This is a genomic window from Comamonas sp. GCA5 (genome assembly GCF_036541385.1).
In the GTDB taxonomy this organism is placed as follows: Bacteria; Pseudomonadota; Gammaproteobacteria; order Burkholderiales; family Burkholderiaceae_C; genus Comamonas; species Comamonas aquatica.
The window spans coordinates 27589-51509 of sequence record NZ_JAZHFR010000019.1; the positions used below are offsets into that span (position 1 = coordinate 27589).

Below are 23921 nucleotides of genomic sequence, written 5' to 3' on the forward strand. Positions count from 1 at the left end.
TTTTAGTGCTGTTACGTTGAGAAGAATGGAGGCGTCGACACTGATCTCACTCCAATGAGTGAGGTTTATCAACCCATCCTCTCACATCATGGAATTCCTCTCTACCCTTTGGTTAGGCATGCCACTCTGGATATGGTTTGCCTTCTTGACCACTGTCATCGCCATTTTGGCTTTCGATCTGGGCATCCTGCACAAAGATGCGCGCGCCATCGAAATCAGCGATAGCTTGAAAATGTCAGGCTTGTACATAGGTTTGGGCCTTGCCTGGGCTGCAGCTGTTTACTGGATCTATGTTCATTACTCTGGCACGGGGGCCGTGGATCCGCAAATTGCAGCGGCAGCCAGTCCAGAAGAAAGAGGATGGATAGCCGTCAAGCTGTATATGACAGGCTATCTGGTTGAGAAGACATTGGCAATGGATAATGTATTTATCATTTCTTTGATATTTACATATTTCGCAGTGCCTCGTGAATATCAGCATCGTGTACTTTTCTGGGGCATCCTGGGCGTGATCGTGCTGCGAGCAATCATGATCGGTCTTGGTGCTGCACTGGTGATGGAATTTTCCTGGGTGATGTACTTGTTTGCAGTTATTTTGCTGGCAACAGGTATAAAAATGCTCATTATGGTGGATCATCAACCAGATATTGCCAACAACCCTGTGCTCCGTTTTTTAAAATCCCACATGCGGGTGACAGAGACATTGCACGGCCAAGCGTTCACTGTGCGACAAGTTAACCAAAATACTGGAAAAACCGTCCTTTTTGCAACCCCCTTGCTGTTGTGCTTGATACTGGTTGAAATCGCTGATTTGGTGTTTGCGATTGACTCTGTACCCGCTATCTTTGCGATCACACCTGATCCATTCATTGTTTATACCAGCAATATCTTCGCAATCCTAGGGTTGAGAGCACTGTACTTTGCTTTGGCAGCTATGGTGCACAGATTCCATTACCTCAAATATGCGTTGGCTTTGGTTCTGATATTTATTGGTGCCAAAATATTCTTGGGAGACTTTATGTTTGATGGGAAGGTGCCGGCCTCTATCAGCTTGGCAGTCACAGGTGGTCTTTTGGCTGCAGGTATTGTTTTCTCACTATTTAAAACCAGGAATAAAAACAGTAGCAACTAATTATTCCAATCAATTCAATGGGGCTTTAAGCCCCATTGAATTTTTGGAATCAGGCCATAGCGTGGTCAATGTCTCACTTCCTGGAAGGCGTGAGTACACATAGCGGTGGTGTCGATGGCGATCGCCCGCTGACACTGGTGATGCATGACAGGGGGCCTTAGAGCAGGTACCACGTTGTCAAGCTGCTGCGACGTGGGGGATCGAAGGCCCAAAAAGCTTAAGACCGAAGAGCACGCTCACGAGGCGTTGCAGCCGCTATGGCTGCGCCTCATCTGCAGGAGCAGCCATAACGGCCATGGCGCCCAATACCGCCTGGGTCACAGGCATGGCTTGCACATAGAGTTGAGAGATGTCCCTCCCGTCACTCCCCGAAGTTGGACGTTTTCTGGGAAAAGCTGGCCGGTTCACGCAGGCTAGGTGGAGCCCCCAGCAACCCGATCTCCAGGTCGCCCCTTTAGACTGGCAGCCTCGCCCACGCATGCCACTGGGTGTTTCTCCCGACAGGCCAGACGCTGCAACAACCATCGATGAAAACTGACTCGCACACCTATGAGCCCCGCAAAGGGCACGGACTGCCGCATGACCCCTTCAACGCCATCGTCGGGCCGCGACCAATCGGATGGATTTCGAGCAGGAGCGCAAGCGGGCAGGTCAATCTGGCACCCTACAGCTTCTTTAACGCCTTCAACTACGTCCCTCCCATCATCGGCTTCTCCAGCATCGGATGGAAAGACACGGTGCGCAACATCCAGGAGACCGGAGAGTTCGCTTGGAATCTGGCCACACGTGAGTTGGCCGAGGCCATGAACCAGACCTGTGCTGCCGTCCCTCCGGAGGTGGATGAATTCGAACTGGCAGGGCTAGAGGCCGTGGATTCGGAGTTGATACAGGTACCCAGAGTTGCACGAAGCCCGGTGACCTTCGAATGCCGTTTGACGGACATCCACCAGTTGCGGACCGCCAGCCATGAGCCGATTCCGTCCTGGCTTGTGCTTGGGGAAGTGGTCAAGGTCTACATCGATCGTCGGCTGCTCAAGGACGGGGTGTTCGACACGGCCAATTCCGGGGCGATCCTGCGCGCGGGGGCCCCGCAGACTATTTCGCCATCGGCGATGCGCAGAAGTTCCGCATGTATCGTCCCTGATAGCGGTTGGCATTCGCCTGCCCTTGCAAGCCAGCTAAATCCCAATGTCGGTCGCTCAGGTAGCGGCACTACGGCCGATCGCGCGGGTCCAAGACATCGCTGCGACAGGCGGCCATCAGCAACGGAAGTGCTGAAGACCGCAGCGGGCCAAGCTTATTCGCCAGAGCACCATCACAGGCCGTTGCCACGCCCACGCGCAGCTACAGCACCACCCGGTCTTCCTCAAACGCCTTGCCCCAGGTGCGCAACACATACTGGCGCGCACCGCTGCGGTAGTACGGGTCTTGCTCGATCAGCGCCACGGCCCGGGCACGGTCGGGCACTTCCAGCACCCACAGGCCGCCGACGTAGTCGCCGCCGGCATCGCTGCGGCAGCCACCCGCCAGCACGATCTCGGCCTTGTGCCGCGCCAGAAAATCCAGGTGTGCCTGGCCCTGCTGGACACGCACGGCCAGCATGGCGGGGGTGTCGGTGAAGATGGCAATCCAGCGCATGTCGGGCTTTCTTGAAAGACAGGGGTGCCGCATGGCGGCATGCGCACCCCCGATGGCGCACAGGCTTCAGGCGGCCCAGCCCCCACAGTGCAACTGCGACGGAAGGCAACGGGGCGCCGTCTTAGCGGCCCACCGCCAGCGGGTTCGGCGGTGTGCGGGGACTCTCAGCCCAGCGCGGCGATCACATCGGCCGGGGCCTGCACCAGCTCGATCAGCACGCCCTCCCCGGCAATCGGGAATTCGTCGTTGCTCTTGGGGTGCAAGAAGGTGATGTCATAGCCGGCCGCGCCCTTGCGGATGCCGCCCGGGGCAAAGCGCACGCCGTGGGCGGTCAGCCATTCCACGGCTTTGGGCAGGTCGTCGATCCACAGGCCGATGTGGTTCAGCGGCGTGGCATGGACGGCGGGCTTTTTCTCGATGTCCATGGGCTGCATGATGTCCACTTCCACCTTCATGGCGCCTTGGCCCATGGCCAGGATGTCCTCGTCCACGTTCTCGCGCTCGCTCTGGAAGGTGCCGGTCTGCTCCAGACCCAGCATGTCCACCCACAGGCGCTTCATGCGCTGCTTGTCGGTGCCGCCGATGGCGACCTGCTGGATGCCCAGGACTTTGAAGGGACGTTGGTGCATGGTGTGACTCCTTATTGAATAGCTGTCAGCGCAGGCACAGCAAGCGCTGGAGGTTGTTTTGATGGTTGAAATCCTCAGACTTCGCGCAGCACCCAGCTGCTGGCCATGGCGAAATATTCGCGCAGCCAGGCGTTGAAGCGGGTGGCCAGCGGCGTGGGCGCGGCCACGGGGTACATCTGGCTCAGCCCCTGGCGCTGGGCAATGCGCAGCGCGCGCATGAGGTGAAAGTCGCTGCTGACCAGTGCCGTGGGCGCATCCGCCGCCACGCCGCGCGCGGCCAGCAGCGGGCGGCTGAGCTGCAGGTTCAGCTCCGTGCTGGTGCTGAGCTTTTCCAGCACCAGGCGCTCGCGCGCAATGCCGTGGCGCTGCTGCAGGTAGCGCGCCATGACCTCGGCCTCGGATTCGGTCTCGCCCCAGTCCACGCCGCCGCACACGGCGATCAGTGCCCCGGGCTGCAACTGGGCCAGCTCGGCCGCGGTGTCCAGCCGCTGGGCCAGCACCGGGCGCGGCTGCCCGTCCAGGGTGCCGCTGCCCAGCACCACGATGGCCTGCACGGCGGGCACCTGCGGTGGCTCCAGCCCCAGGCTGAACAAACGGCTCCAGAACCACAGCACGCTCAGCACCCACAGGGCCAGCAACACCCAGGCGGCACGCCACATGCGGTGGCGCCAGGGCCGGGCCTGGCGCCAGACCTGCACCGCCGGCCACTGCCAGGCCAGCACCAGCGCGCCGGCGCCCAGCACGGCCGGCACCTGCACGCCGACGTTGAAGTGGCCCAGGGCGATCAGCACCAGCGCATCCAGCAGCAGCACCGCCCCCACCACGGCCAGCAGCCCGCGGGCCACTTGCGCGCCGCGTGAGGAAGAATTTTGTGCTTGCAAAGCCATAGCTGTCTGCGCAGGCTGGATCAGCGTTGAGGGGGGATTTGGCATAAATGTTCAGAGAAGGAAAAACCCGCACAGCCTCAGCCATGCGGGCCCTGCCTGTCAGCCCCGGTGCGCAGGCGCAAGCCGCTATGTCGGCGTCGCGCACCGGGGCCCATACCCACGCATCACTCGAATTCGAGGATCACGTCGTCCACGGCCAGGGAATCGCCCTTGCCGGCGCTGACCTTGCTGACCACCCCATCCTGCGTGGCGAACAGGATGTTCTCCATCTTCATGGCCTCGATCACGGCCAGCTTTTCGCCGGCCTGCACCTTCTGACCGACCTGCACGGCCACATCCACCAGCAAGCCGGGCATGGGCGAGAGCAGGAACTTGGACAGATCGGGCGGCGCCTTGTAGGGCATCAGCTGGTGCAGCTGGGCGCCCCGGGGCGACAGCACCATGGCGTCGATCTGTGTGCCGTTGTGCGTGATGCGCAGGGCCAGCGGGTTCTTGGGCGTGCCGCGCTCCACCTGGACGGTGAAGGGCTGGCCGTTGCAGCTGCCTTGCAGGCGCAGCTCGCGCATGGCGCTGAAGCTCTGGAACTCATAGCGCTTGCCGTTCAGCGTGACCGTGCTCTTGCGGCTGTCGTACTCGAAATCGCTCACCGTCACGGGGTGGTGCTGGTTCTGCCCTTCGGCGCCCAGCACGACCACGGTGTAGTCGGCCGAGACCACCACCTCATGGCCACGCATCTGGCCGCTGATGGTGGAGGCGCGCGCGCGGTAGCGGCGGTTCATGTGGGCGGCCAGGGCCACCAGGAAGTCCGGGTCGCTGTGCGGCACATCGCTGCTGTTGAAGCCGTGCGCATAGTGCTCGGCGATGAAGCCGGTGTTGAAGTCCCCGCTCTGGAACTTGGGGTGCGCCAGCAGCGCCGCCTGGAACGGGATGTTGGAGCTGATGCCACGGATGACAAAGCCGTTCAGGGCTTCGCGCATCTTGGCGATCGCCTCGGCGCGGTCCTTGCCGTGCACGATGAGCTTGGCGATCATCGAGTCGTAGAACATCGGGATCTCGCCGCCCTCGTACACCCCGGTGTCCACGCGCACACCGTGCAGGTGCGCGGTATCACCCTGCCACATGCTCTGCTCGGGCGGGTTGAAGCGCACCAGGCGGCCGGTGGACGGCAGGAAGTTGCGGAACGGGTCTTCGGCGTTGATGCGGCACTCCATGGCCCAGCCGTCGCGCTTGACGTCTTCCTGGCGGATCGTCAGCGCCTCGCCGGCGGCCACGCGGATCATCTGCTCCACCAGGTCCAGGCCGGTGATGCACTCGGTCACGGGGTGCTCCACCTGCAGGCGGGTGTTCATCTCCAGGAAGTAGAAGTCCTGGTTCTTGCCGACCACGAATTCCACCGTGCCGGCCGACTGGTACTGCACGGCCTTGGCCAGAGCCACGGCCTGCTCACCCATGGCCTTGCGCGTGGCGTCGCTGATGAAGGGGCTGGGCGCCTCTTCAATCACCTTCTGGTGGCGGCGCTGGATGGAGCATTCGCGCTCGTTCAGGTAGATGACGTTGCCGTGGCTGTCACCCAGGATCTGGATTTCGATGTGGCGTGGCTGCTCGACAAACTTCTCGATGAAGATGCGGTCATCGCCAAAGCTGTTGCGCGCTTCGTTCTGGCACGACGCAAAGCCTTCGAAGGCTTCCTTGTCGTTGAAGGCCACACGCAAGCCCTTGCCGCCGCCGCCGGCCGAGGCCTTGATCATCACGGGGTAGCCGATGCCCTTGGCAATCTCCACCGCCTGCTCGGGACCGGCGATGGGGTCGTTGTACCCGGGGATGGTGTTGACCTGGGCCTCGTTGGCCAGCTTCTTGGAGGCGATCTTGTCGCCCATGGCAGCAATCGAGTGCGCCTTGGGGCCGATGAAGGCGATGCCCTCGTCCTCGCAGCGTTTGGCGAAGGCCTCGTTCTCGCTCAGAAAGCCGTAGCCGGGGTGGATGGCCTGGGCACCGGTCTGCTTGGCGGCCGCAATGATGCGGTCGGCCACCAGATAGGACTCGCGGCTGGGCGCGGCGCCGATGTGCACGGCCTCATCGGCCAGCTTGACGTGGCGCGCCTCCTTGTCGGCGTCGGAATAGACGGCGACGGTGGCAATCCCCATCTTCTGGGCGGTGGCGATGACGCGGCAGGCAATTTCGCCGCGGTTGGCGATCAGGATTTTGGTAAACATGGTGTGCGATCTCCTGGTTGTTCTTGTTGTGCTCACAAAGGGATGTTTCCGTGCTTGCGCCAGGGGTTCTCCAGCTCCTTGTTCTTGAGCATCTCCAGCGAGCGGCAGATGCGCTTGCGCGTCTCGTGCGGCTGGATCACGTCGTCAATGAAGCCACGGGCACCGGCCACAAACGGATTGGCAAAGCGGGCCTTGTACTCGGCCTCGCGGGCGGCCAGCTTGGCGGGATCGTTCTTGTCCTCGCGGAAGATGATCTCCACCGCGCCCTTGGCGCCCATCACGGCGATTTCGGCGTTGGGCCAGGCCAGGTTGACGTCGCCGCGCAGGTGCTTGGAGGCCATCACGTCGTACGCGCCGCCGTAGGCCTTGCGCGTGATGACGGTGATCTTGGGTACCGTGGCTTCGGCATACGCGTACAGCAGCTTGGCGCCGTGCTTGATGATGCCGCCGTACTCCTGGCTGGTGCCGGGCATGAAGCCGGGCACGTCGACAAAGGTGATGACGGGGATGTTGAAGGCATCGCAAAAGCGCACGAAGCGCGCCGCCTTGATGGACGACTTGATGTCCAGGCAGCCGGCCAGCACCAGGGGCTGGTTGGCCACGATGCCCACCGTCTGCCCAGCCATGCGCGCAAAACCGATGAGGATGTTCTTGGCGTAGTCGGGTTGCAGCTCGAAGAAGTCGCCATCGTCCACGGTCTTGAGGATCAGCTCCTTCATGTCGTACGGCTTGTTGGGGTTCTCGGGCACCAGGCTGTCCAGCGACTTGTCGGCGCGGCCCACGGGGTCGGTGGTGCTGCGGATGGGTGCCTTTTCCTTGTTGTTCAAGGGCAGGTAGTTGTACAGGCGGCGCAGCATCATCAGCGCCTCGACGTCGTTGTCGAAGGCCATGTCGGCCACGCCGCTTTTGCTGGTGTGTGTGATGGCACCGCCCAGTTCCTCGGCCGTGACTTCCTCGTGCGTCACGGTCTTGACCACCTCGGGGCCGGTCACGAACATGTAGCTGCTGTCCTTGACCATGAAGATGAAGTCGGTCATGGCCGGCGAGTACACGGCGCCACCCGCGCAGGGGCCCATGATCATGGAGATTTGCGGCACTACGCCGCTGGCCAGCACGTTCTTCTGGAACACGTCGGCATAGCCGCCCAGCGAGGCCACGCCCTCCTGGATGCGCGCACCGCCAGAGTCGTTGAGGCCGATCACGGGGGCGCCGACCTTCATCGCCTGGTCCATGACCTTGCAGATCTTCTCGGCATGGGTTTCGGACAGCGCACCGCCGAACACGGTGAAATCCTGGCTGAACACGAACACCAGACGGCCGTTGATCATGCCGTAGCCGGTCACGACGCCGTCGCCGGGGATCTTGGTGTTCTCCATGCCGAAGTCGGTGCAGCGGTGCTCGACGAACATGTCCCATTCTTCGAAGGTGCCGTCGTCCAGCAGCAGCTCGATGCGCTCACGCGCGGTGAGCTTGCCCTTCTTGTGCTGGGCATCGATGCGCTTTTGGCCGCCTCCCAGACGGGCGAGTTCACGTTTCTTCTCCAGTTGCTGGAGGATGTTGTCAGCTTGTTCCATGCTTGTCTTCCTCGGTTCCTTGTTGGGACGGTATTTCAATTACATGTAATGTGGATTCAAGAATCTCGTGCCGCAGCGCATGCTCTCACGGAGCTGCCTGCGCCGCCAGCAGCTGGCGCGCGGCGGTGCTGGCGGCCAGGCGGCCGCTGGACACCTCGCCGACCACCTGCGGCAGCAAGGCCTGGACCTTGGGGTGCTGCTGGAAGGCCTGCTTGAGCCCGGCGTCGATGCGCTCCCACATCCACGCCAGGGATTGCTGCTCGCGCCGGCGCGCCAGCCGGCCGTTGGCGGTCTGCAGCTGGCGGAAATCCTGCACGGACTGCCAGAACTGCTCCACCCCTTCGGCCTTCAGCGCGCTCAGCAGCAGCACCCTGGGCTGCCACAGCTGCTCGTTGTGGGCCGCGTGTTCGGGATGGCCGTGCATGCCCAGCAGGCGCAGGCTGGACGTGATCTGGGCCTGGGCACGGGTGGCGGCGTGTGGGTCGATGTCGGCCTTGTTGATCACCACCAGGTCGGCGCGCTCCATCACGCCCTTCTTGATGGCCTGCAGGTCATCGCCGGCGTTGGGCAGCTGCAGCACGCAGTACATGTCGGTCATGCCATGCACGGCGATCTCGCTCTGCCCCACGCCCACGGTCTCAACGATCACCACGTCGTAGCCCGCGGCCTCGCAGACCAGCATGGCCTCGCGGGTCTTCTCGGCCACGCCACCCAGGGTGCCGCTGGATGGGCTGGGCCGGATGTAGGCGTTCGGGTCCACGGACAACTGCTCCATGCGGGTCTTGTCGCCCAGGATGGAGCCGCCGGACACGGTGGACGACGGGTCGATGGCCAGCACCGCGACCCGGTGCCCATGGCGTGTCAGGAACAGGCCCAGGGCCTCGATGAAGGTGGATTTGCCCACCCCCGGCACACCGCTGATGCCTAAGCGCAAGGCCTGGCCGGTGTGCGGCAGCAAGCCGGTCAGCAAGGCATCGGCCTGCACCCGGTGGTCGGGGCGGGTCGATTCCAGCAAGGTGATGGCCTTGGCCATGGCCCGGCGCTGCACCGCAGGGTTGCCCTGCAGGATGCCGTGTTGAATTTGCTCAGGCGTCACGCGCGCTGTCCTCTTTTTCGTCGAACGGACCAGGGATGGTTACAGCGCATTCGCCTTCTTGATCTGTTCCAGCACATGCTTGGCGCTGGCCGGAATCGGGGTGCCAGGGCCGTACACGCCCTTGACGCCCGCGTTGTAGAGGAAATCGTAGTCCTGGGCCGGCACAACCCCGCCCACGAAGACGATGATGTCGTCCGCACCCTGCTCCTTGAGCGCCTGGATGATGGCGGGCACCAGGGTCTTGTGGCCAGCGGCCAGCGTGGAGACGCCCACGGCGTGCACGTCGTTCTCGATGGCCTGGCGGGCGCATTCCTCGGGGGTCTGGAACAGCGGGCCCATGTCCACGTCGTAGCCCAGGTCGGCAAAGGCCGTGGCCACCACCTTGGCACCGCGGTCATGGCCATCCTGGCCCAGCTTGGCGATCATCACGCGCGGGCGGCGGCCCAGCTGCGCGGCGGCTTCGTCAATTTCGGACTTGAGCTTTTCCCAGCCTTCGGCCGAGTCGTAAGCAGCAGCGTACACACCGGTCACCTTTTGCGTATCGGCGCGGTGGCGGCCGAAGATTTTTTCCAGGGCGTCGGAGACCTCGCCCACCGTGGCGCGCAGGCGCACGGCCTGGATGGCCAGATCCAGCAGGTTGCCCTCGCCGGTCTGCGCTGCAGTTGTGAGAGCATCTAGCGCTTGCTGCACCTTGGCTGCATCGCGTTTTTGCTTCAAATCCTTGAGGCGGGCAATCTGGCTGTCGCGCACCTTGACGTTGTCCACGTCCAGGATTTCGATGGGGTCTTCCTTGGCCAGCTTGTACTTGTTGACGCCGACGATGACTTCCTTGCCGGAGTCGATGCGGGCCTGCTTCTCGGCGGCTGCGGCTTCGATCTTGAGCTTGGCCCAGCCGCTGTCCACCGCCTGGGTCATGCCGCCCATGGCGTCGACCTCTTCGATGATGGCCCAGGCCTTGTCGGCCATGTCCTGGGTCAGCTTTTCCATCATGTAGGAGCCGGCCCAGGGATCGATCACGTTGGTGATGTGGGTCTCTTCCTGGATGATCAGCTGCGTGTTGCGGGCGATGCGCGCCGAGAACTCGGTGGGCAGCGCGATGGCTTCATCCAGCGCATTGGTGTGCAGCGACTGGGTGCCGCCGAACACGGCCGCCATGGCTTCGATGGTGGTGCGCACCACGTTGTTGTAGGGGTCCTGCTCGGTCAGCGACCAGCCCGAGGTCTGGCAGTGCGTGCGCAGCATCAGGCTCTTGGGGTTCTTGGCGTTGAAGCCCTGCATGATGCGGCACCACAGCAGGCGCGCCGCGCGCATCTTGGCCACTTCCAGGTAGAAGTTCATGCCGATGGCCCAGAAGAAGGACAGGCGGCCGGCGAATTCGTCCACGTCCATGCCCTTGGCGATCGCGGTCTTCACATATTCCTTGCCATCGGCCAGGGTGAAGGCCAGCTCCAGCGCCTGGTTGGCCCCGGCTTCCTGCATGTGATAGCCCGAGATCGAGATCGAGTTGAACTTCGGCATGTGCTTGGCCGTGTACTCGATGATGTCGCCGATGATCTTCATCGATGGCTGGGGCGGGTAGATGTAGGTGTTGCGCACCATGAACTCTTTCAGAATGTCGTTCTGAATGGTTCCGGACAGCTTGTCCTGGCTCACGCCCTGCTCTTCCGCCGCCACCACATAGCCCGCCAGCACCGGCAGCACGGCACCGTTCATGGTCATGGAGACCGAGACCTTGTCCAGCGGGATCTGATCGAACAGCACCTTCATGTCCTCGACCGAGTCGATGGCCACGCCGGCCTTGCCCACGTCGCCCGTCACACGCGGATGGTCGGAGTCATAGCCGCGGTGCGTGGCCAGGTCGAACGCCACGGACACGCCCTGGCCACCGGCCGCCAGCGCCTTGCGGTAGAAGGCATTCGATTCCTCGGCGGTGGAGAACCCGGCGTACTGGCGGATGGTCCAGGGGCGGCCAGCGTACATGGTGGCCTGGGGGCCACGGATGTAGGGGGCAAAACCCGGCAAGGTGTTGGCATAGGGCAGATCGGCCGTGTCGGCGGCGGTGTACAAGGGCTTGACCTCGATACCGTCCGGCGTGACCCAGTTCAGGTTGCGCAGATCCCCCTGGGGGGCCGCCTTGCTGGCCGCCTTCTCCCAGTCCGTCAGGCTGGCGGTGGGAAATTCCTCGGGAGTTCCTGTGGCCGCCGCTTGGCCTTGCTTTGCATCGATGCCCATGGGTAAAACAATCTCCGTGATGGTCATGTTCTGGAAAACGCCAGTTCTCCGGAACTTTTCGTGATTCATAATTATTGATTCATAACCATGACGAAACTTATGGGGTTAGCCCTAATACATCCATGACGGACACCACCACCCTGCTCACGCCCAAACCGCTGTACGTCGAGGTGGCCGAATTGATTCGGCAGCGCATCTACAGCCGCGAGCTGGAGCCCGGCAGCTGGATCGACGAGATGAAGATGGCCGAGGCCTTCGGCATCAGCCGCACTCCTCTGCGCGAGGCACTGAAGGTGCTGGCAGCCGAAGGCCTGGTCACCATGAAGGTGCGGCGCGGCGCCTATGTGACGGAAGTGTCGGAGAAAGACCTGCGCGATGTCTATCACCTGCTGTCCCTACTGGAAAGCGATGCAGCGGCCACCGTGGCCGAACAGGCCACGGCTGCGCAGCTTGAGCAACTGCAGCGGCTGCACCAGGAACTGGAAGCAGCGGTCGCCGATGCCGACCAGTTCTTTCGCGTGAACGAGGCCTTCCACATGCAGCTGCTGGCCCTGTGCGATAACCGCTTCCTGTCGCAGGTGGTGGCGGACCTGCGCAAGGTGATGAAGCTCAACCGCCACCAATCCCTGTTCAAACGGGGGCGCATCGAAGACAGCCTGCAGGAACATGCCGCCATCGTGCAGGCCCTGACCCAGCGCAACCCCGCTGCGGCACGGCAGGCCATGCACACGCACTTTGCGAACGGGCTGGCTGCAGCCAAAAACCAACCCCTGCCCGCCGCATGACCGATTTCCCTGGAAAAACCATGGCAGACCGCAGAAATTGCCCTATTGTTTCCAGGTGTGTTTGTGTTCGATCTATCTGTGGGATGGATAGACGCTACATGTAATGTAGATTCAAGAGTCCGCCATCTGCCGCGACCATGACACCCGAGGCCTCTCACCATGCTGGATCTCCTGATCTTTGACGCTTCCTCCCTGGCTGCCGACTGGCAGTCGGCCAGCCACGACGCCAGTCTGGTGGCCTTGTCGCTGGCGGTGGCCTTCACCAGCAGCTGTGCCGCCTTCTACATCGCCCAGACCAATCGGCAGGCCAGCAGTCCCCGCCACCGGCACCTGGCCCTGCTGTGCGCCAGCCTGGTGCTGGGTCTGGGCATCTGGGCCATGCACTTCATCGGCATGCTGGCCATGGAACTGCACCCGGCCGTCAGCTATAACCCGCAGTGGACCGCCCTGTCCATCCTGCCGGGCCTGGCGGCGGCGTGGCTGGCCATGTGGTCACTGCAAGGCCCACGCCCCACGAACGCCCGGCTGGTCGCCAGCGGCTGCCTGGTGGGCCTGGGGATTGCCACCATGCACTACAGCGGGATTGCTGCCATGGATCTGCCCGGGCACCTGCGGTTCGACGGCCCCCTGTTTCTGCTGTCGCTGCTGACCGGGCTGGTGTTTTCCGTGGCTGCGTTTGCGCTGTACCGCCGCCTGCGCATCCAGGCACCGCCCACGCGGGGGCCCTGGTGCTGCGCCCCCGCGGCCCTGTTGACGGCGGCCATGGCCAGCATGCATTACCTGTCCATGCTGTCGCTGCGCCTGGAGCATGCGGCCGTGCATCCCGCCGCAGAGCCCCAGCTGATGCCCGAGACCCTGGCCCTGATCGTGGCCTTTGTGAGCTTGCTGGTGGTGGTGGTGCTGGGACTGGCCAGCACCATCCTGCGCTACCGCGACCTGTGGCAGGCCGTGGCCATCCGCGACGCACGGCTGGCGGCCATGATCAACACCGCCAGCCACGGCGTGATCACCATCAACGCCCACGGACTGGTGCAGGACTTCAACCCCGCGGCGCAGCAGATCTTTGGCTACAGCCGGGACGAGGTGCTGGGCCGCAATGTGTCGATGCTGATGCCCTCCCCCCTGGCAGAGCAGCACGACGCCCATGTGCAAAAGCACACCAACCAGCCCGACAAGCCGATCGGCGCCCACAGCCGCGAGGTGCTGGGCCTGCGCAAGGACGGGCGCCTGATTCCCATCGAGCTGACCATCGGCAAGGCCCAGACCCCATCGGGCACCATTTTTGTCGGCTATCTGCAGGACATCTCCGAGCGCAAGCGCACCGATGCACAACTGCGCATTGCCGCCAGCGTGTTCCAGCACGTGCGCGAAGGGGTGGCGATCGTGGACGCCAACCACAACATATCCGAGGCCAATCCCGCCTTTCTGCGCCTGATGGAGCAAACCCGTGACAGCTGCATCGGCAAGCCACTGGAGGCGCTCTACGAGGATGCCGACCTGCCACCGGACACCGGTAAACTCTGGAAAACCGTGGCCACCGCGCATTACTGGCAGGACGAGATCACGCTCACGCGCCGCGACAGCAGCGCCTGGGTGCTGCGGCTGTCGATCTCGCCGGTGCTCAACGAACTGCAACGCCCCCACCATTTCATTGCCGTGGCCAGCGACGTGACCGAACGCCCCGGTCTGGAAGCCCAGCTGCCGCACGATGCCCTGCACGACGCGGCCACCGGCCTGCCCAACCCGCAGCTGTTCATGGCGCGCCTGGGCAGCCAGCTGCAGCACAGCCAGCGCAAATCGACCTTTCTGGGGGTGGCCATCGTCCAGCTGTGCCCGCAGGCCAGCCCCGCCACCCAGCCCACCGCAGCCAACCACGACGCGGCCATGGCCTGGCTGGCGCAATGGCTGCCCCAGCAGCTGCGCAGCCCCGACACGCTGGCACGCTGGCAGGACCACCAGCTGGCGCTGGCCCTACCGGGCATCCAGGACCCCGCCGCCTGGCTGCACATGACGCAGCGCCTGGCCCAAACCCTGGTGGAGGCACAGCAGCTGTGCCAGCCCTACGGCATCCAGTCGCTGCAGTTGGGCTGCAGTTGTACCCTGGTGCCCGTGGGCACCGCGGCCGAGCTGGTGGAGCGCGCCTGTGCCGACCTGCAGCCGCTGCCCGCCAGCCCACCGCCCACGCCCGCCAATGCGGCGCAGATCAAGGAAAATCCCTGAGTCGCCCGGGCTGCCGGCCCCCCCCCCGCGTCCCGCCGCCTGTTTGCTTGTCCTGAATGCCCGACCTGATTGCCCCGGCCCCTTCGGCCCCTACGCTGCCGCCCTTGCGCGGCGAGCACGTGTTTGACCACTGGCTGCTGCACTGCGGCCAGAACCCCTGGTCGCCCCTGAGCCCCGATGCAGCCAAGCCCTACAGCTTCATCTGGCAATCGTGGCTGCGCTTTCTCGCGGCCCACGCGGTGGACGATCAGGCCTGGGCAAATGCCAGCGCCGTGCAGGTGTTGGACTTCATCAACCACAGCCCGCAAAGTCCCAAGCAGGCCCAGCCCAGCGACATCACGCGCCGGCGTTACTGGCGCGTGCTGGACCGCGTGTACGACCATGCCCTGCTGCAAGGCTGGATCCGCAGCAACCCGGCCCAGGGCATCACCGCCCAGGACATGCCACCCAGCGAAGACCCCAAGGGCGCCATCCTGTCGCCGCGCATGTGGCGCGCGCTGCAGCGCCAGCTGCCCGCCCCGGACGACCTGGTCAGCAGCCGCGACCGCGCCGTGCTGGTGCTCCTCATGGAGCTGGGCCTGACGCCCGAGGAAGTGCGCCTGCTGGAAATTGGCCACCTGCGCTGGAGCGACGGCACGCCGCGCGTGATCGAGGCCATCGATGTGGTGGGGCAGCGCGACCGCCAATCGCGCAGCCTGCCGGTGTCGGCCCACCTGCACAGCGCACTCAGCGCCTGGCTGCAGGCGCGCGCCGGCTACCACGCCATGCAGGGGCAAAGCGCGCTGTTTTGCACGCGCAAGGCGCCGCAGCTGTCCAACCACACCTTGCTGCACCTGGTGACCAAGACCTTGCAGCAGGCCGCCCAGCGCCACGACCTGCCCGAGCCCGCGCGCATGGGCCCACAGGTGCTGCGCAACACCGTGCTGGTGCAGTGGCTGGACGCAGGCTGCAGCGTGGACGAGGTCTTGCAGCGCGCCGGCATGAAGCACCCGAATGCCCTGCAGCATTTGCGCGCCTACTTCGGCGACGACACCACTGCCGCGGCCTAGTGCCGCCACTTGGCCCATAAAAAAAGAGCGGTTGGCGCTGGTATTCACAAGGTTTCAGGTACTTTTCAACCTGAAAACCTCATGCCTACAGCGCAAACCGCTCATTTTTTAGGGGGCTGCACCGCTGCGCAGCCCCAGACCACTCAGTGGCGCTCCCCGGCCTTGCGCGCCGCAAAATACTCGCGGGTCAGCCGCGCCACCACGGGCGACAGCAGCAACAGCGAAATCAGGTTGGGGATCGCCATCAGCGCGTTCAGCGTATCGGCCACCAGCCACGCCACGTCCAGCGTGACCACGGCGCCGACAAACACCCCCAGCACCCACAGCAGGCGGAACGGCTTCTCGCACACCGGGCCGACCAGGTAGTTCCAGCACTTCTCGCCGTAATAGGCCCAGCCCAGGATGGTGGTGAAGGCAAACAGCGCCAGCGAGATCGCCAGCAGGTACTTGCCCACGCCGGGCATGGCCGCCTCAAAACTCTGCGTGCTCAGCAAGGCACCGCTGGCGCCGCTGTCCCACACGCCGCTGACCACGATGGCCAGACCGGTCATGGTACAAACGATGATGGTGTCGATGAAGGTGCCCATCATGCCGACCACGCCGGAGAACACGGGGTCGTTGCTCTTGCCGGCCGCCTGCGCGATACCGGCCGTGCCCAGGCCCGCCTCGTTCGAGAAAATGCCGCGCGCCACACCCATGCGGATGGCCATCAGCACGGTCGAGCCGGCAAAGCCGCCCACGGCCGCCGTGGGGTTGAAGGCCTGCTCGACGATCAGCACCAGCGCGCCCGGGATTTGTTCATAGAAATGCGCCAGCACCCACAGCACGCAGACGATGTAGACCACGCACATCGAGGGCACCAGCTTCTCCGCCACCGCACCGATGCGCTGGATGCCGCCCAGCACCACCGCCGCCGTCAACGCCGCCACCACCAGGCCGGTGATCCAGGTATCCAGGCCGAAGGCGCCATGCATGGCCGAGGAAATGCCGTTGGCCTGCACCATGGCGCCAATCCCGAAGCCGGCAAAGCCGCCGAACACGGCAAAGGCCGTGGCCAGCCAGCGCCAGCGCGGACCCAGGCCGTTCTTGATCGCATACATGGGGCCGCCCACCCACTGGCCCTTGGCGTTCTTCTCGCGGTACTTCACCGCCACCACCACCTCAGCGTACTTGGTGGCCATGCCGACCAGGGCCGTCATCCACATCCAGAACACGGCACCCGGGCCGCCGACGGCAATGGCCGTGGCCACACCCGCGATATTGCCGGTCCCCACCGTGGCCGACAGGGCCGTCATCAAGGCGGCGTAGGGAGAAATGTCGCCGTGGTGCTGATCGTCCACCGAGCGGCTCTTCCAGATCATCCGGAAACCGTAGCCAATATTGCGCAAAGGCATCAGGCCCAGGCGCAGTTGCAGGTAAAAACCCGTTCCCAGGATCAGCACGATCATGGGGACGCCCCAGACCCATCCGTTCAAGGCCTGGAGCCATTCAGTCAGTTGTTGCATACCGTGTTTTTCTTTAATTGAGTCACTGCGCAGCCGGGCCGCCCAACGCCACCCTCGCCAAACGCAAGGGCGACATTCTCCTCCCACGATGGACCCTGCGCAGCCAGTTATGCGTTAAACCTCAGTCCAAGCTCTGCTCTGGCGCATAACTTGCTTGTTTTTTGCACCGTTTGACCCCGCCTCACGCCCATGCCCACGCTCTACATCGTCAAGACCGGCAGCACCTTTGACCACATCGCCCAGTCGCTGGGGGATTTTGAGCAGTGGATTGCCGAAGGACTGCACCCGCCGGAGCTGTTGCCGGCCGAGCAGCTGCGGATGGCCGTGATCCATGCCCCCAGCTGCCGCTATGCGACCCTGCACTACCCCGAGGCAACGGACTGCGCCGGCGTGGTGATCAGCGGCTCGCACGCCATGGTCACCGACCACGCCCCCTGGATGCAGGACCTGCAGGGCTGGCTGCGGCCCGTGTGCGATGCCGGCGTCCCCGTACTGGGCATCTGCTTTGGCCACCAGATCCTGGCGCACCTGCTGGGCGGTGAGGTCGGTCTGCATCCCGCAGGCCTGGAGCTGGGCACCATCCCCGTCGCCGTGCAAGCCGATGTCAGCCACGACCCGCTTTGGCGGCACATGCCCGGCTGCTTTGAGGCCCAGGCCGTGCACTACCAGAGCGTGCGCCGGCTGCCCCCCGAGGCGCGCGCGCTGGCCGGCAACTCACACGAGGCGCACCACGCCTTCCGCTGGCGCCACAACGTCTGGGGCGTGCAGTTCCACCCGGAATTCAGTGCCGCCGCCATGCAGGCCTACATCGACCACATCCCGCCCGCAGCCTGGCCGCGCAGCGGCCGCGGCCGCCCGCATTGCGACGACACGCCGCAAGCCGCCCAGTTGCTGCAGCACTTTGCCCGGCATGTGCAACAGCAGGCGGCCCCGCGCGCGCGCAGCCTGGCGTACTGAAGGGCGCTGGCACCTGGCAAGGCGGCGTGCGCCGGATAAGGGGTCTTGTCCGACGCCTGACTCCCCTGCAGCCCTCTAGAGTGGCAGCTCCTCAACGCTTTCTAGGAGTGCTTGGCCATGATGTCCTTGCTGGGAACCTTGTTGGTCGGATTCGTCGTGGGCCTGATTGCCCGCGCCCTCAAACCCGGCGATGACAGCATGGGCTGGATCATGACCATCGTGCTGGGCGTGGTCGGCTCGATGCTGGCCAGCTATGCCGGCGCCGCCATGGGCTGGTACCCGGCCGGCAGCAGCGCCGGCTGGATCGCCTCCATCATTGGCGCCGTCGTGCTGCTGTTCCTCTACAACCTGGTGCGCGGCAAAGGCAAGTCCTGAGCACCGCCATGCACACCGATGCCCAGTCACCGCCGCCGCGGCTGGGTGCCATGCCCCACGATGCCCAGGCGCTGCAACAGGCCCTGCAGCGCAGCCGGGCCCTGCTGCACCAGCGGGCGCTGGTGGCTGCTGCCGTCAGTGCCGTACCCATCCCGGGGCTGGACTGGGCCGTGGATGCGGCCTTGCTGTCCAAGCTGCTGCCGCAGATCAGCGAGCACTTCGGCCTCAGCCCCGAGCAGCTGGACGCCCTGGACCCCGACCTGCGCGCGCACGTGCAAAAAGCCGTGGCCATGGTCGGCTCCGTGTTCATTGGCAAGCTGCTGACGCGCCAGATGATCCTGCGCCTGGCGCGCACCGTGGGCCTGCGCATGGGCAGCAAGCAGTTGGCCAAGTTCATCCCCTTTGCCGGCCAGGCCATCGCCGCCGCCGTGGGCTATGGCGCCCTGCGCTATTTGGGGGAGCGCCACATCCAGGACTGCGTGCGGGTGGTGCAGCAGGCCCAGGCCGTCCAGGCCGGGGCACAGCCTCCAGGGTCACCACCGTGAATGCCGGCGCAGCCAGGCCTGCAATGCTTAAATAGCGCCATGACGACGCCGCACTACTGGCTCATGAAGAATGAGCCCGACGAATACTCCATCGATCACGCCCTGAACGCCCCTGGCCAGCTCATGCCCTGGAGCGGCGTGCGCAACTACCAGGCGCGCAATTTCATGCGCGACCAGATGCAGGTCGGCGACGGCGTGCTGTACTGGCATTCCAGCTGCGCCGACCCAGGCATCCACGGCATTGCGCGCATTGCCGGCCATCTGCGTGTGGACCCGACCCAGTTTGACCCGGCCGATCCCTACTACGACCCCAAGTCCTCCCCCGACCAGCCGCGCTGGCTGATGCTGGACGTGCAGGCGCTGCGCAAGACGCGCTACGTGTCAATCGCCGAACTGCGCGAACACCCGGCGCTGGCCAACATGCGCGTGCTGCAGCGCGGCAATCGCCTGTCCATCACCCCGGTCACGCCCGAGGAGTGGGATTACATCCTGCACACGGTGCTGCAGTCCCCGCGCTGAGCGCCCCCCGGGCTGCAGGCTGCGCCGTGGCCCACCCTGGCACCACACGCCCCTGTATGCACGTACAGATTCACGTATGCTGCTGCCCATGCAACGCACCAATGCCTTCCCGACCGACCATGGCCAACCCCTGATGCTCACCACGGAGCAGCAGGCCATCGTCCACAGCCAGGCAGCCTCGGCCATCATTGCCGCACTGGCCGGCACCGGCAAAACCACCACCCTCGCCTGCTGTGCGGTGCAGGCCCTGCGCGCCCAGCCGGATGCCCGCATCCTGGTGCTGGCCCACTCGCGGGCCGGGGTTCAGGCCTTCCAGCACCGCCTGCGCGCGCTGGTGCACCAGGTGCCCAGCCATTTGCAGGTCACCACGCTGGAGCGCTGGAGCGCCCGCACCCTGCGCCAGCGCGATGCCGGCGTGCGCTTTGTGGCCGACCCGGTGGAGCTGCGCCAACAGGCCCAGCAGGCACTGCTGGAGCTGGAAGCCCAGCTGCAGCGCCAGCCCGACGAGCGCATCAGCATGCCGGCGGAAGTGGACATGCAGGCCTTCTGGGCCTTCAACCGCGCGGCCAAGAAGTCCCTGCTGCTGCAGCGCGTGCAGGATGCCGGCGGCGACCTGGCCACGTTCTGCGAAGAGCACCTGCTGGACTACACGCTGGCGCGCATCTTCTGCGCCTACGAGCGCCTGCGCCTGGATACCTGCGGCGATGTGCGCTATTACGCCGAGGGCGACTGCACCTACGCCCTGGCGCAGGAGGAAGGCGGCCCGCTGCCCGCGCCCTATGACCTGGTGCTGTTTGATGAAATGCACGACCTGGACCTGGCCGCGCTGACGGTCTTGCGCCGCCTGCTGCACGACCCGGCCACCCGTTTTCTGGGCGCCGGAGACTTCAACCAGCACATCGACACCCAGGCCTGGTCCGTGTTTCGCAACCAGCTGCACCAGCTGGCCGACTTCCTGCCACAGACCACAGCCACCCTGCCGCTGACCCAGTCGCGCCGCTTTGGCCCGGCCGTGGCCCAGGCAGTCAACCGCTGGTTCCCCGTGGGCATGCAGGCCTCCGCCAAGCGCTACAGCACGGTCTACCGCTGGTCGTACCAGGACGATGCCGATTGCATCCGCCAGTTGCTGCAAGCCCAGGCCAGCCTGAGCGCGCGCGACGGCGCCACGCCCCCCCCGCTGACGGTGATCCTGCGCCACCCGCACGAGGCCGCCGCGCTGGAATGGGCCGTGGCCGCTGCCGGCCAAGTGGCCAGCCTGCACGGCCTGCCGCACTTTTACGAGGAGCGCGAGCTGGCGCTGCTGCTGGGCCTGATGTACGCCCATGGCCTGCAGGCCCCCGACTGGAAAAGCAGCCCCTGCCCGCTGGGGCCACAGATTCTGGAGCGCTTCATCGACGGGGCGCTGTACTTTGGCAAAGGCCGGGTCGATACGCGCCAGGAAGACAGCGACCTGCCGACCATGGCCGCCCAGATGCACCAGCACCCGCAAGGCATCTGGCGCTTTCTGATCGGCGAGCACACCGCACAAGGCGGCCGGCGCAACTTTGCCGCCTTCGGCAACTTCCTGCACCTGCCGCTGGCCCTGCAGGACAACGCCCAGGCCCTGCTGCAACAGGCCGATGTCTGGGGTCTGTTTGCCGCCACGCCCATGCCGCACGCCGAGGCACAGCGCCTGCGCACCCGGGTGCAGGGATTCATCGACCTGGTGGCGGGGCTGTCCGTGCCCCAGGTGCTGCAGCAGATTGCCAGCATGGTGCAGCGCCGGCAACGGCTGCAGCACACCGGCCAGCCGGCGCATTTCCAGATCCTGAGCATCGAGCAAGCCAAGGGCCAGGAATTCGAGGCCGTGGCCATTCCCTTTCTGGCACCGGGCCGCTTTCCAGCGCCGGTGCCGCACGCCCTCGCCTTTGTGGAGCGCAACCGCCTGTACGTGGCCATCACCCGCGCGCGCCAGCGCCTGTGGCTGCTGGAAGATGCGCGCCACCCCATCCAGGCCTTTGAGGCCTGATTGGCTTGGGCACAATGGCGCTTTTCCTCCGCTTTTGATTTTTGATAAGGACTGCTCGCATGGCCTTCGCCGACAACCTCCAGCAACTGCCCTCCATCGACCACCTGGCCGAATTGCGCCTGATGGATGCCCAGGGCCAGGTCGCCGCCGTCATCCCCAACCAGCCGGGCAAGGCCGGCTCGCTGCGCCTGTACGCCGCCCTGGCCGCCAAGCACGGCAGTCTGAACGCCGCCGCCGCCCAGGAAGGGCTGGAGCTGTTTGCCGAGCACACGGAGTCGGCCCGCCAGCACCCCGGCAGCCATCCGAACATCGACCGCCTGTTCGAGATCATCGCCACGGGCCAGGGCTACACCGTCGAGCTGGTGGCGGCCTGAGTCGCTGCCCCCGGTCGTGCACAAACCGCACACAAAAAAAGGCTCCAGCAGGGGCCTTTTTCATAGCTATTGGCACGCACTGAACAAGGGCCAAAGGCCAATTTGACCCCAAAGACAGGGAATTACCACTCTACGGCCGTGCCACACGCGACACCTGGGCCAGGCAGCGCGCACTGAACCGTGCAGACAAAGAAAAAGCCCAGTTCGCTTGAACGAACTGGGCTGGATGTCTTGGCAGGGGAGGAAGGACTCGAACCCTCGCATGCCGGAATCAAAATCCGGTGCCTTAACCAACTTGGCGACTCCCCTACGGCGCTCTGACCTGCTTGTGCAGACCAGAACTAATCTGGCAGGGGAGGAAGGACTCGAACCCTCGCATGCCGGAATCAAAATCCGGTGCCTTAACCAACTTGGCGACTCCCCTTGAGAGAAGCCGAGATTATGCCGCGAGTTTTGGACACCCACGGCGAAAAACGAAACTTTTTACGCACAAACTGCCTGGACTGCTCACTTTTTCAGCAAAACGGCAGGCCATGGACTTCGGCATGCCGGGCTCTGCCGCTCCGTCTCTCACAAAGAACGCACTCGCACTGAGCGCTGCCAACACCCCCAGCACATCTTCGATGGACGATTGAGACGAGGAGCGAAGCCGCAGGCCGTATAAGTAGTACGACAAGGCTGAGCAACGGCGTATCCAGGGCGGTGTGCGCGGGTCTTATGCGCCGCTTGCCGCAGTTTGTAAAGCAAGGGCCGCAAGCCCATGCCCGGCACGCATGCATCGCCGTGACCGCTGGAGCGCGGTTGTAACGAATGCCTACACTGACCGCCATGGACACTTTGCTGACGGCCGATTTCTGGATCGGCATCTTCAAGATCATCTGGATCGACGTCATCCTCTCCGGCGACAACGCCGTGGTGATTGCCCTGGCGGCACGGACCCTGCCCCCGGAACAGCAACGCAAGGCCATCCTGTGGGGCTGTGGGTTTGCGATTGCCTTGCGCGTGGCCCTGACCGTGGTGGCCGCGCAGCTGATGCAGCTGCCCCTGCTCGAAATCCTGGGCGGCTGCCTGCTACTGTGGATCGGCGTGGGCCTGCTCCAGGGGGAAGCCCCCAGCGCCACCAGCACGCATACGCCCCACCGCCACGCGGGCATCTTCACCGCCATCCGCACCATCCTGCTGGCCGACCTGGTGATGTGCCTGGACAACGTGATCGCCGTCGCCGCCACGGCCCAGGGCGACATGACGCTGCTGGTCTTCGGACTGGCGCTGAGCATTCCGCTGGTGCTGTTTGGCTCCACGCTGATGATCCGCCTGATGGAGCGCTTCCCCTGGATCGTGCTGGTGGGCGCGGCCCTGATCGGCTGGGTGGCCGGGGAAACCATCGTCAACGACCAGCTGTTGCTGGGCGTGAGCCAGCAGTATCCGGCGCTGAAGTACATCGCGGCGGTGTGCGGGGCGGCCCTGGTGCTCGCAGTGGGCCAGCGCCTCAAGCAGCGCCAGCCCAGCGCCACCGACTAAAGGCCGCCGCGTTCCGGCGCGGTGCCCGTTGGCGCCGCAGACGCCGCCGCGTCACAATCGGGGGCTATCGTGCACTTTCCGTGCCCCCTCTTTCCGGCGCTTTTGCGCACGACCGTCTGCCATGTCCCGTCCACCCACCACGCCGCCCCCACCTACCCCTGCATGGCGCAGGACGCTGGAAGTGTTTGCCATTTTTTTGCGACTGGGTCTGACGTCCTTTGGTGGACCCACCGCCCACCTGGGCTATTTCCAGACCGAGTTCGTGCAGCGCCGGCGCTGGCTCAGCGATGCGCACTATGCCGAACTGGTGGCGCTGTGCCAGTTTCTGCCCGGCCCGGCCAGCAGCCAGGTCGGCATGGCCTTGGGGCAATGGCGCGCCGGCTGGGCCGGTATGGCAGCGGCCTGGCTGGGTTTCACCCTGCCTTCGGCGCTGGCCCTGGTGGCCTTGGCCGTGGGGCTGGCCAATACCCCGCAACTGGCCCAGTCCGGGCTGCTGCACGGACTCAAGCTGGTGGCCGTGGCCGTAGTCGCCCATGCCGTCTGGGGCATGGCCCGCAGCCTGTGCCCCGACCTGTGGCGCCGCGCCCTGGCTGTCGTGGCCTGCGCCGCACTGCTAGCCTGGCCCCAGGCCAGCGTGCAGCTGGGCGTGATCGCCCTGGGCG

Annotated in this window: 20 protein-coding genes, 2 tRNA genes and 1 pseudogene; 13 read left to right on the forward strand and 10 right to left on the reverse strand. The window is 64.8% G+C overall.

The window, feature by feature from the left end; all coding sequences use genetic code 11:
- The first annotated feature begins 88 nt into the window (after positions 1-88).
- Both SJH88_RS06925 and SJH88_RS06930 read left to right on the forward strand, forming a co-directional pair.
- Positions 89-1132: a TerC family protein gene (locus tag SJH88_RS06925; protein WP_274754005.1), complete on the forward strand. Its 1044-nt coding sequence runs from the start codon at positions 89-91 to the stop codon at positions 1130-1132.
- A gap of 527 nt (positions 1133-1659) precedes the next feature.
- A pseudogene (locus tag SJH88_RS06930) lies at positions 1660-2276 on the forward strand (flavin reductase family protein).
- A 200-nt stretch (positions 2277-2476) separates the two neighbouring features.
- Here SJH88_RS06930 and SJH88_RS06935 read toward each other — a convergent pair.
- The 7 genes from SJH88_RS06935 to scpA form a co-directional block, all read right to left on the reverse strand.
- Positions 2477-2770, reverse strand: a complete 294-nt coding sequence (locus SJH88_RS06935) for a YciI family protein (RefSeq protein ID WP_274754006.1) — start codon at positions 2768-2770, stop codon at positions 2477-2479.
- 164 nt (positions 2771-2934) lie between these two features.
- The gene (locus SJH88_RS06940) at positions 2935-3399 is read right to left on the reverse strand and encodes a VOC family protein (RefSeq protein ID WP_274754007.1); all 465 of its coding nucleotides are present in this window, start codon (positions 3397-3399) and stop codon (positions 2935-2937) included.
- 74 nt (positions 3400-3473) lie between these two features.
- Positions 3474-4286 (reverse strand): YdcF family protein, encoded by an 813-nt coding sequence (locus SJH88_RS06945; protein WP_274754008.1) that lies wholly within the window; start codon positions 4284-4286, stop codon positions 3474-3476.
- A 164-nt stretch (positions 4287-4450) separates the two neighbouring features.
- Positions 4451-6499, reverse strand: coding sequence for an acetyl-CoA carboxylase biotin carboxylase subunit (locus SJH88_RS06950; protein WP_042419166.1), 2049 nt, complete (start codon positions 6497-6499; stop codon positions 4451-4453).
- A gap of 32 nt (positions 6500-6531) precedes the next feature.
- Positions 6532-8073 carry an acyl-CoA carboxylase subunit beta gene (locus SJH88_RS06955; RefSeq protein ID WP_274754009.1) on the reverse strand — a complete coding sequence of 514 codons (1542 nt, stop codon included), beginning with the start codon at positions 8071-8073 and terminating at the stop codon, positions 6532-6534.
- A gap of 85 nt (positions 8074-8158) precedes the next feature.
- Positions 8159-9169 carry a methylmalonyl Co-A mutase-associated GTPase MeaB gene (gene meaB, locus SJH88_RS06960; protein WP_274754010.1) on the reverse strand — a complete coding sequence of 337 codons (1011 nt, stop codon included), beginning with the start codon at positions 9167-9169 and terminating at the stop codon, positions 8159-8161.
- 39 nt (positions 9170-9208) lie between these two features.
- Positions 9209-11401: a methylmalonyl-CoA mutase gene (scpA, locus tag SJH88_RS06965; RefSeq protein WP_274754011.1), complete on the reverse strand. Its 2193-nt coding sequence runs from the start codon at positions 11399-11401 to the stop codon at positions 9209-9211.
- A gap of 122 nt (positions 11402-11523) precedes the next feature.
- Between scpA and SJH88_RS06970 the strand changes: the two genes are divergently transcribed.
- The 3 genes from SJH88_RS06970 (at position 11524) to SJH88_RS06980 (ending at position 15455) form a co-directional block, all read left to right on the forward strand.
- Positions 11524-12186 carry a GntR family transcriptional regulator gene (locus tag SJH88_RS06970; RefSeq protein WP_274754012.1) on the forward strand — a complete coding sequence of 221 codons (663 nt, stop codon included), beginning with the start codon at positions 11524-11526 and terminating at the stop codon, positions 12184-12186.
- 159 nt (positions 12187-12345) lie between these two features.
- On the forward strand, positions 12346-14406 hold the full coding sequence (locus SJH88_RS06975) for an MHYT domain-containing protein (protein ID WP_274754013.1): 2061 nt from the start codon (positions 12346-12348) through the stop codon (positions 14404-14406).
- 56 nt (positions 14407-14462) lie between these two features.
- Complete coding sequence (locus tag SJH88_RS06980) at positions 14463-15455, forward strand: site-specific integrase (RefSeq protein WP_274754014.1); 993 nt, start codon at positions 14463-14465, stop codon at positions 15453-15455.
- A gap of 143 nt (positions 15456-15598) precedes the next feature.
- On the opposite strand, the gene SJH88_RS06985 is transcribed toward SJH88_RS06980, so the two are convergent.
- On the reverse strand, positions 15599-16960 hold the full coding sequence (locus tag SJH88_RS06985; protein ID WP_042419186.1) for an alanine/glycine:cation symporter family protein: 1362 nt from the start codon (positions 16958-16960) through the stop codon (positions 15599-15601).
- A gap of 189 nt (positions 16961-17149) precedes the next feature.
- On the opposite strand from SJH88_RS06985, the gene SJH88_RS06990 reads away from it, so the two are divergent.
- The 6 genes from SJH88_RS06990 (at position 17150) to SJH88_RS07015 (ending at position 21738) form a co-directional block, all read left to right on the forward strand.
- Positions 17150-17917: a glutamine amidotransferase gene (locus tag SJH88_RS06990; protein ID WP_274754015.1), complete on the forward strand. Its 768-nt coding sequence runs from the start codon at positions 17150-17152 to the stop codon at positions 17915-17917.
- A 117-nt stretch (positions 17918-18034) separates the two neighbouring features.
- On the forward strand, positions 18035-18292 hold the full coding sequence (locus SJH88_RS06995; RefSeq protein WP_274754016.1) for a GlsB/YeaQ/YmgE family stress response membrane protein: 258 nt from the start codon (positions 18035-18037) through the stop codon (positions 18290-18292).
- Positions 18293-18300: 8 nt separating this feature from the next.
- Positions 18301-18837 (forward strand): hypothetical protein, encoded by a 537-nt coding sequence (locus SJH88_RS07000; RefSeq protein ID WP_274754017.1) that lies wholly within the window; start codon positions 18301-18303, stop codon positions 18835-18837.
- A 39-nt stretch (positions 18838-18876) separates the two neighbouring features.
- Positions 18877-19356 (forward strand): EVE domain-containing protein, encoded by a 480-nt coding sequence (locus SJH88_RS07005; RefSeq protein WP_042419193.1) that lies wholly within the window; start codon positions 18877-18879, stop codon positions 19354-19356.
- A gap of 88 nt (positions 19357-19444) precedes the next feature.
- Positions 19445-21364: a UvrD-helicase domain-containing protein gene (locus SJH88_RS07010; protein ID WP_274754018.1), complete on the forward strand. Its 1920-nt coding sequence runs from the start codon at positions 19445-19447 to the stop codon at positions 21362-21364.
- Between the two features lie 59 nt (positions 21365-21423).
- Positions 21424-21738, forward strand: a complete 315-nt coding sequence (locus SJH88_RS07015) for a DUF2322 family protein (RefSeq protein ID WP_042419197.1) — start codon at positions 21424-21426, stop codon at positions 21736-21738.
- A gap of 232 nt (positions 21739-21970) precedes the next feature.
- On the opposite strand, the gene SJH88_RS07020 is transcribed toward SJH88_RS07015, so the two are convergent.
- Positions 21971-22047 (reverse strand) — tRNA-Gln (locus SJH88_RS07020).
- A gap of 38 nt (positions 22048-22085) precedes the next feature.
- Positions 22086-22162 (reverse strand) — tRNA-Gln (locus tag SJH88_RS07025).
- Between the two features lie 404 nt (positions 22163-22566).
- Between SJH88_RS07025 and SJH88_RS07030 the strand changes: the two genes are divergently transcribed.
- The gene (locus SJH88_RS07030; RefSeq protein WP_274754019.1) at positions 22567-23259 is read left to right on the forward strand and encodes a TerC family protein; all 693 of its coding nucleotides are present in this window, start codon (positions 22567-22569) and stop codon (positions 23257-23259) included.
- A 121-nt stretch (positions 23260-23380) separates the two neighbouring features.
- The coding region (locus SJH88_RS07035; protein ID WP_274754020.1) for a chromate transporter at positions 23381-23921 on the forward strand (541 nt) is incomplete at its 3' end.

Coding starts and splice junctions, on each gene's coding strand:
- SJH88_RS06925 (WP_274754005.1), top strand. CDS start 89: ATGGAATTCCTCTCTACCCTTTGGTTAGGCATGCCACTCTGGATATGG.
- SJH88_RS06935 (WP_274754006.1), bottom strand. CDS start 2,770: ATGCGCTGGATTGCCATCTTCACCGACACCCCCGCCATGCTGGCCGTG.
- SJH88_RS06940 (WP_274754007.1), bottom strand. CDS start 3,399: ATGCACCAACGTCCCTTCAAAGTCCTGGGCATCCAGCAGGTCGCCATC.
- SJH88_RS06945 (WP_274754008.1), bottom strand. CDS start 4,286: ATGGCTTTGCAAGCACAAAATTCTTCCTCACGCGGCGCGCAAGTGGCC.
- SJH88_RS06950 (WP_042419166.1), bottom strand. CDS start 6,499: ATGTTTACCAAAATCCTGATCGCCAACCGCGGCGAAATTGCCTGCCGC.
- SJH88_RS06955 (WP_274754009.1), bottom strand. CDS start 8,073: ATGGAACAAGCTGACAACATCCTCCAGCAACTGGAGAAGAAACGTGAA.
- scpA (WP_274754011.1), bottom strand. CDS start 11,401: ATGGGCATCGATGCAAAGCAAGGCCAAGCGGCGGCCACAGGAACTCCC.
- SJH88_RS06970 (WP_274754012.1), top strand. CDS start 11,524: ATGACGGACACCACCACCCTGCTCACGCCCAAACCGCTGTACGTCGAG.
- SJH88_RS06975 (WP_274754013.1), top strand. CDS start 12,346: ATGCTGGATCTCCTGATCTTTGACGCTTCCTCCCTGGCTGCCGACTGG.
- SJH88_RS06980 (WP_274754014.1), top strand. CDS start 14,463: ATGCCCGACCTGATTGCCCCGGCCCCTTCGGCCCCTACGCTGCCGCCC.
- SJH88_RS06985 (WP_042419186.1), bottom strand. CDS start 16,960: ATGCAACAACTGACTGAATGGCTCCAGGCCTTGAACGGATGGGTCTGG.
- SJH88_RS06990 (WP_274754015.1), top strand. CDS start 17,150: ATGCCCACGCTCTACATCGTCAAGACCGGCAGCACCTTTGACCACATC.
- SJH88_RS06995 (WP_274754016.1), top strand. CDS start 18,035: ATGATGTCCTTGCTGGGAACCTTGTTGGTCGGATTCGTCGTGGGCCTG.
- SJH88_RS07000 (WP_274754017.1), top strand. CDS start 18,301: ATGCACACCGATGCCCAGTCACCGCCGCCGCGGCTGGGTGCCATGCCC.
- SJH88_RS07005 (WP_042419193.1), top strand. CDS start 18,877: ATGACGACGCCGCACTACTGGCTCATGAAGAATGAGCCCGACGAATAC.
- SJH88_RS07010 (WP_274754018.1), top strand. CDS start 19,445: ATGCAACGCACCAATGCCTTCCCGACCGACCATGGCCAACCCCTGATG.
- SJH88_RS07015 (WP_042419197.1), top strand. CDS start 21,424: ATGGCCTTCGCCGACAACCTCCAGCAACTGCCCTCCATCGACCACCTG.
- SJH88_RS07030 (WP_274754019.1), top strand. CDS start 22,567: ATGGACACTTTGCTGACGGCCGATTTCTGGATCGGCATCTTCAAGATC.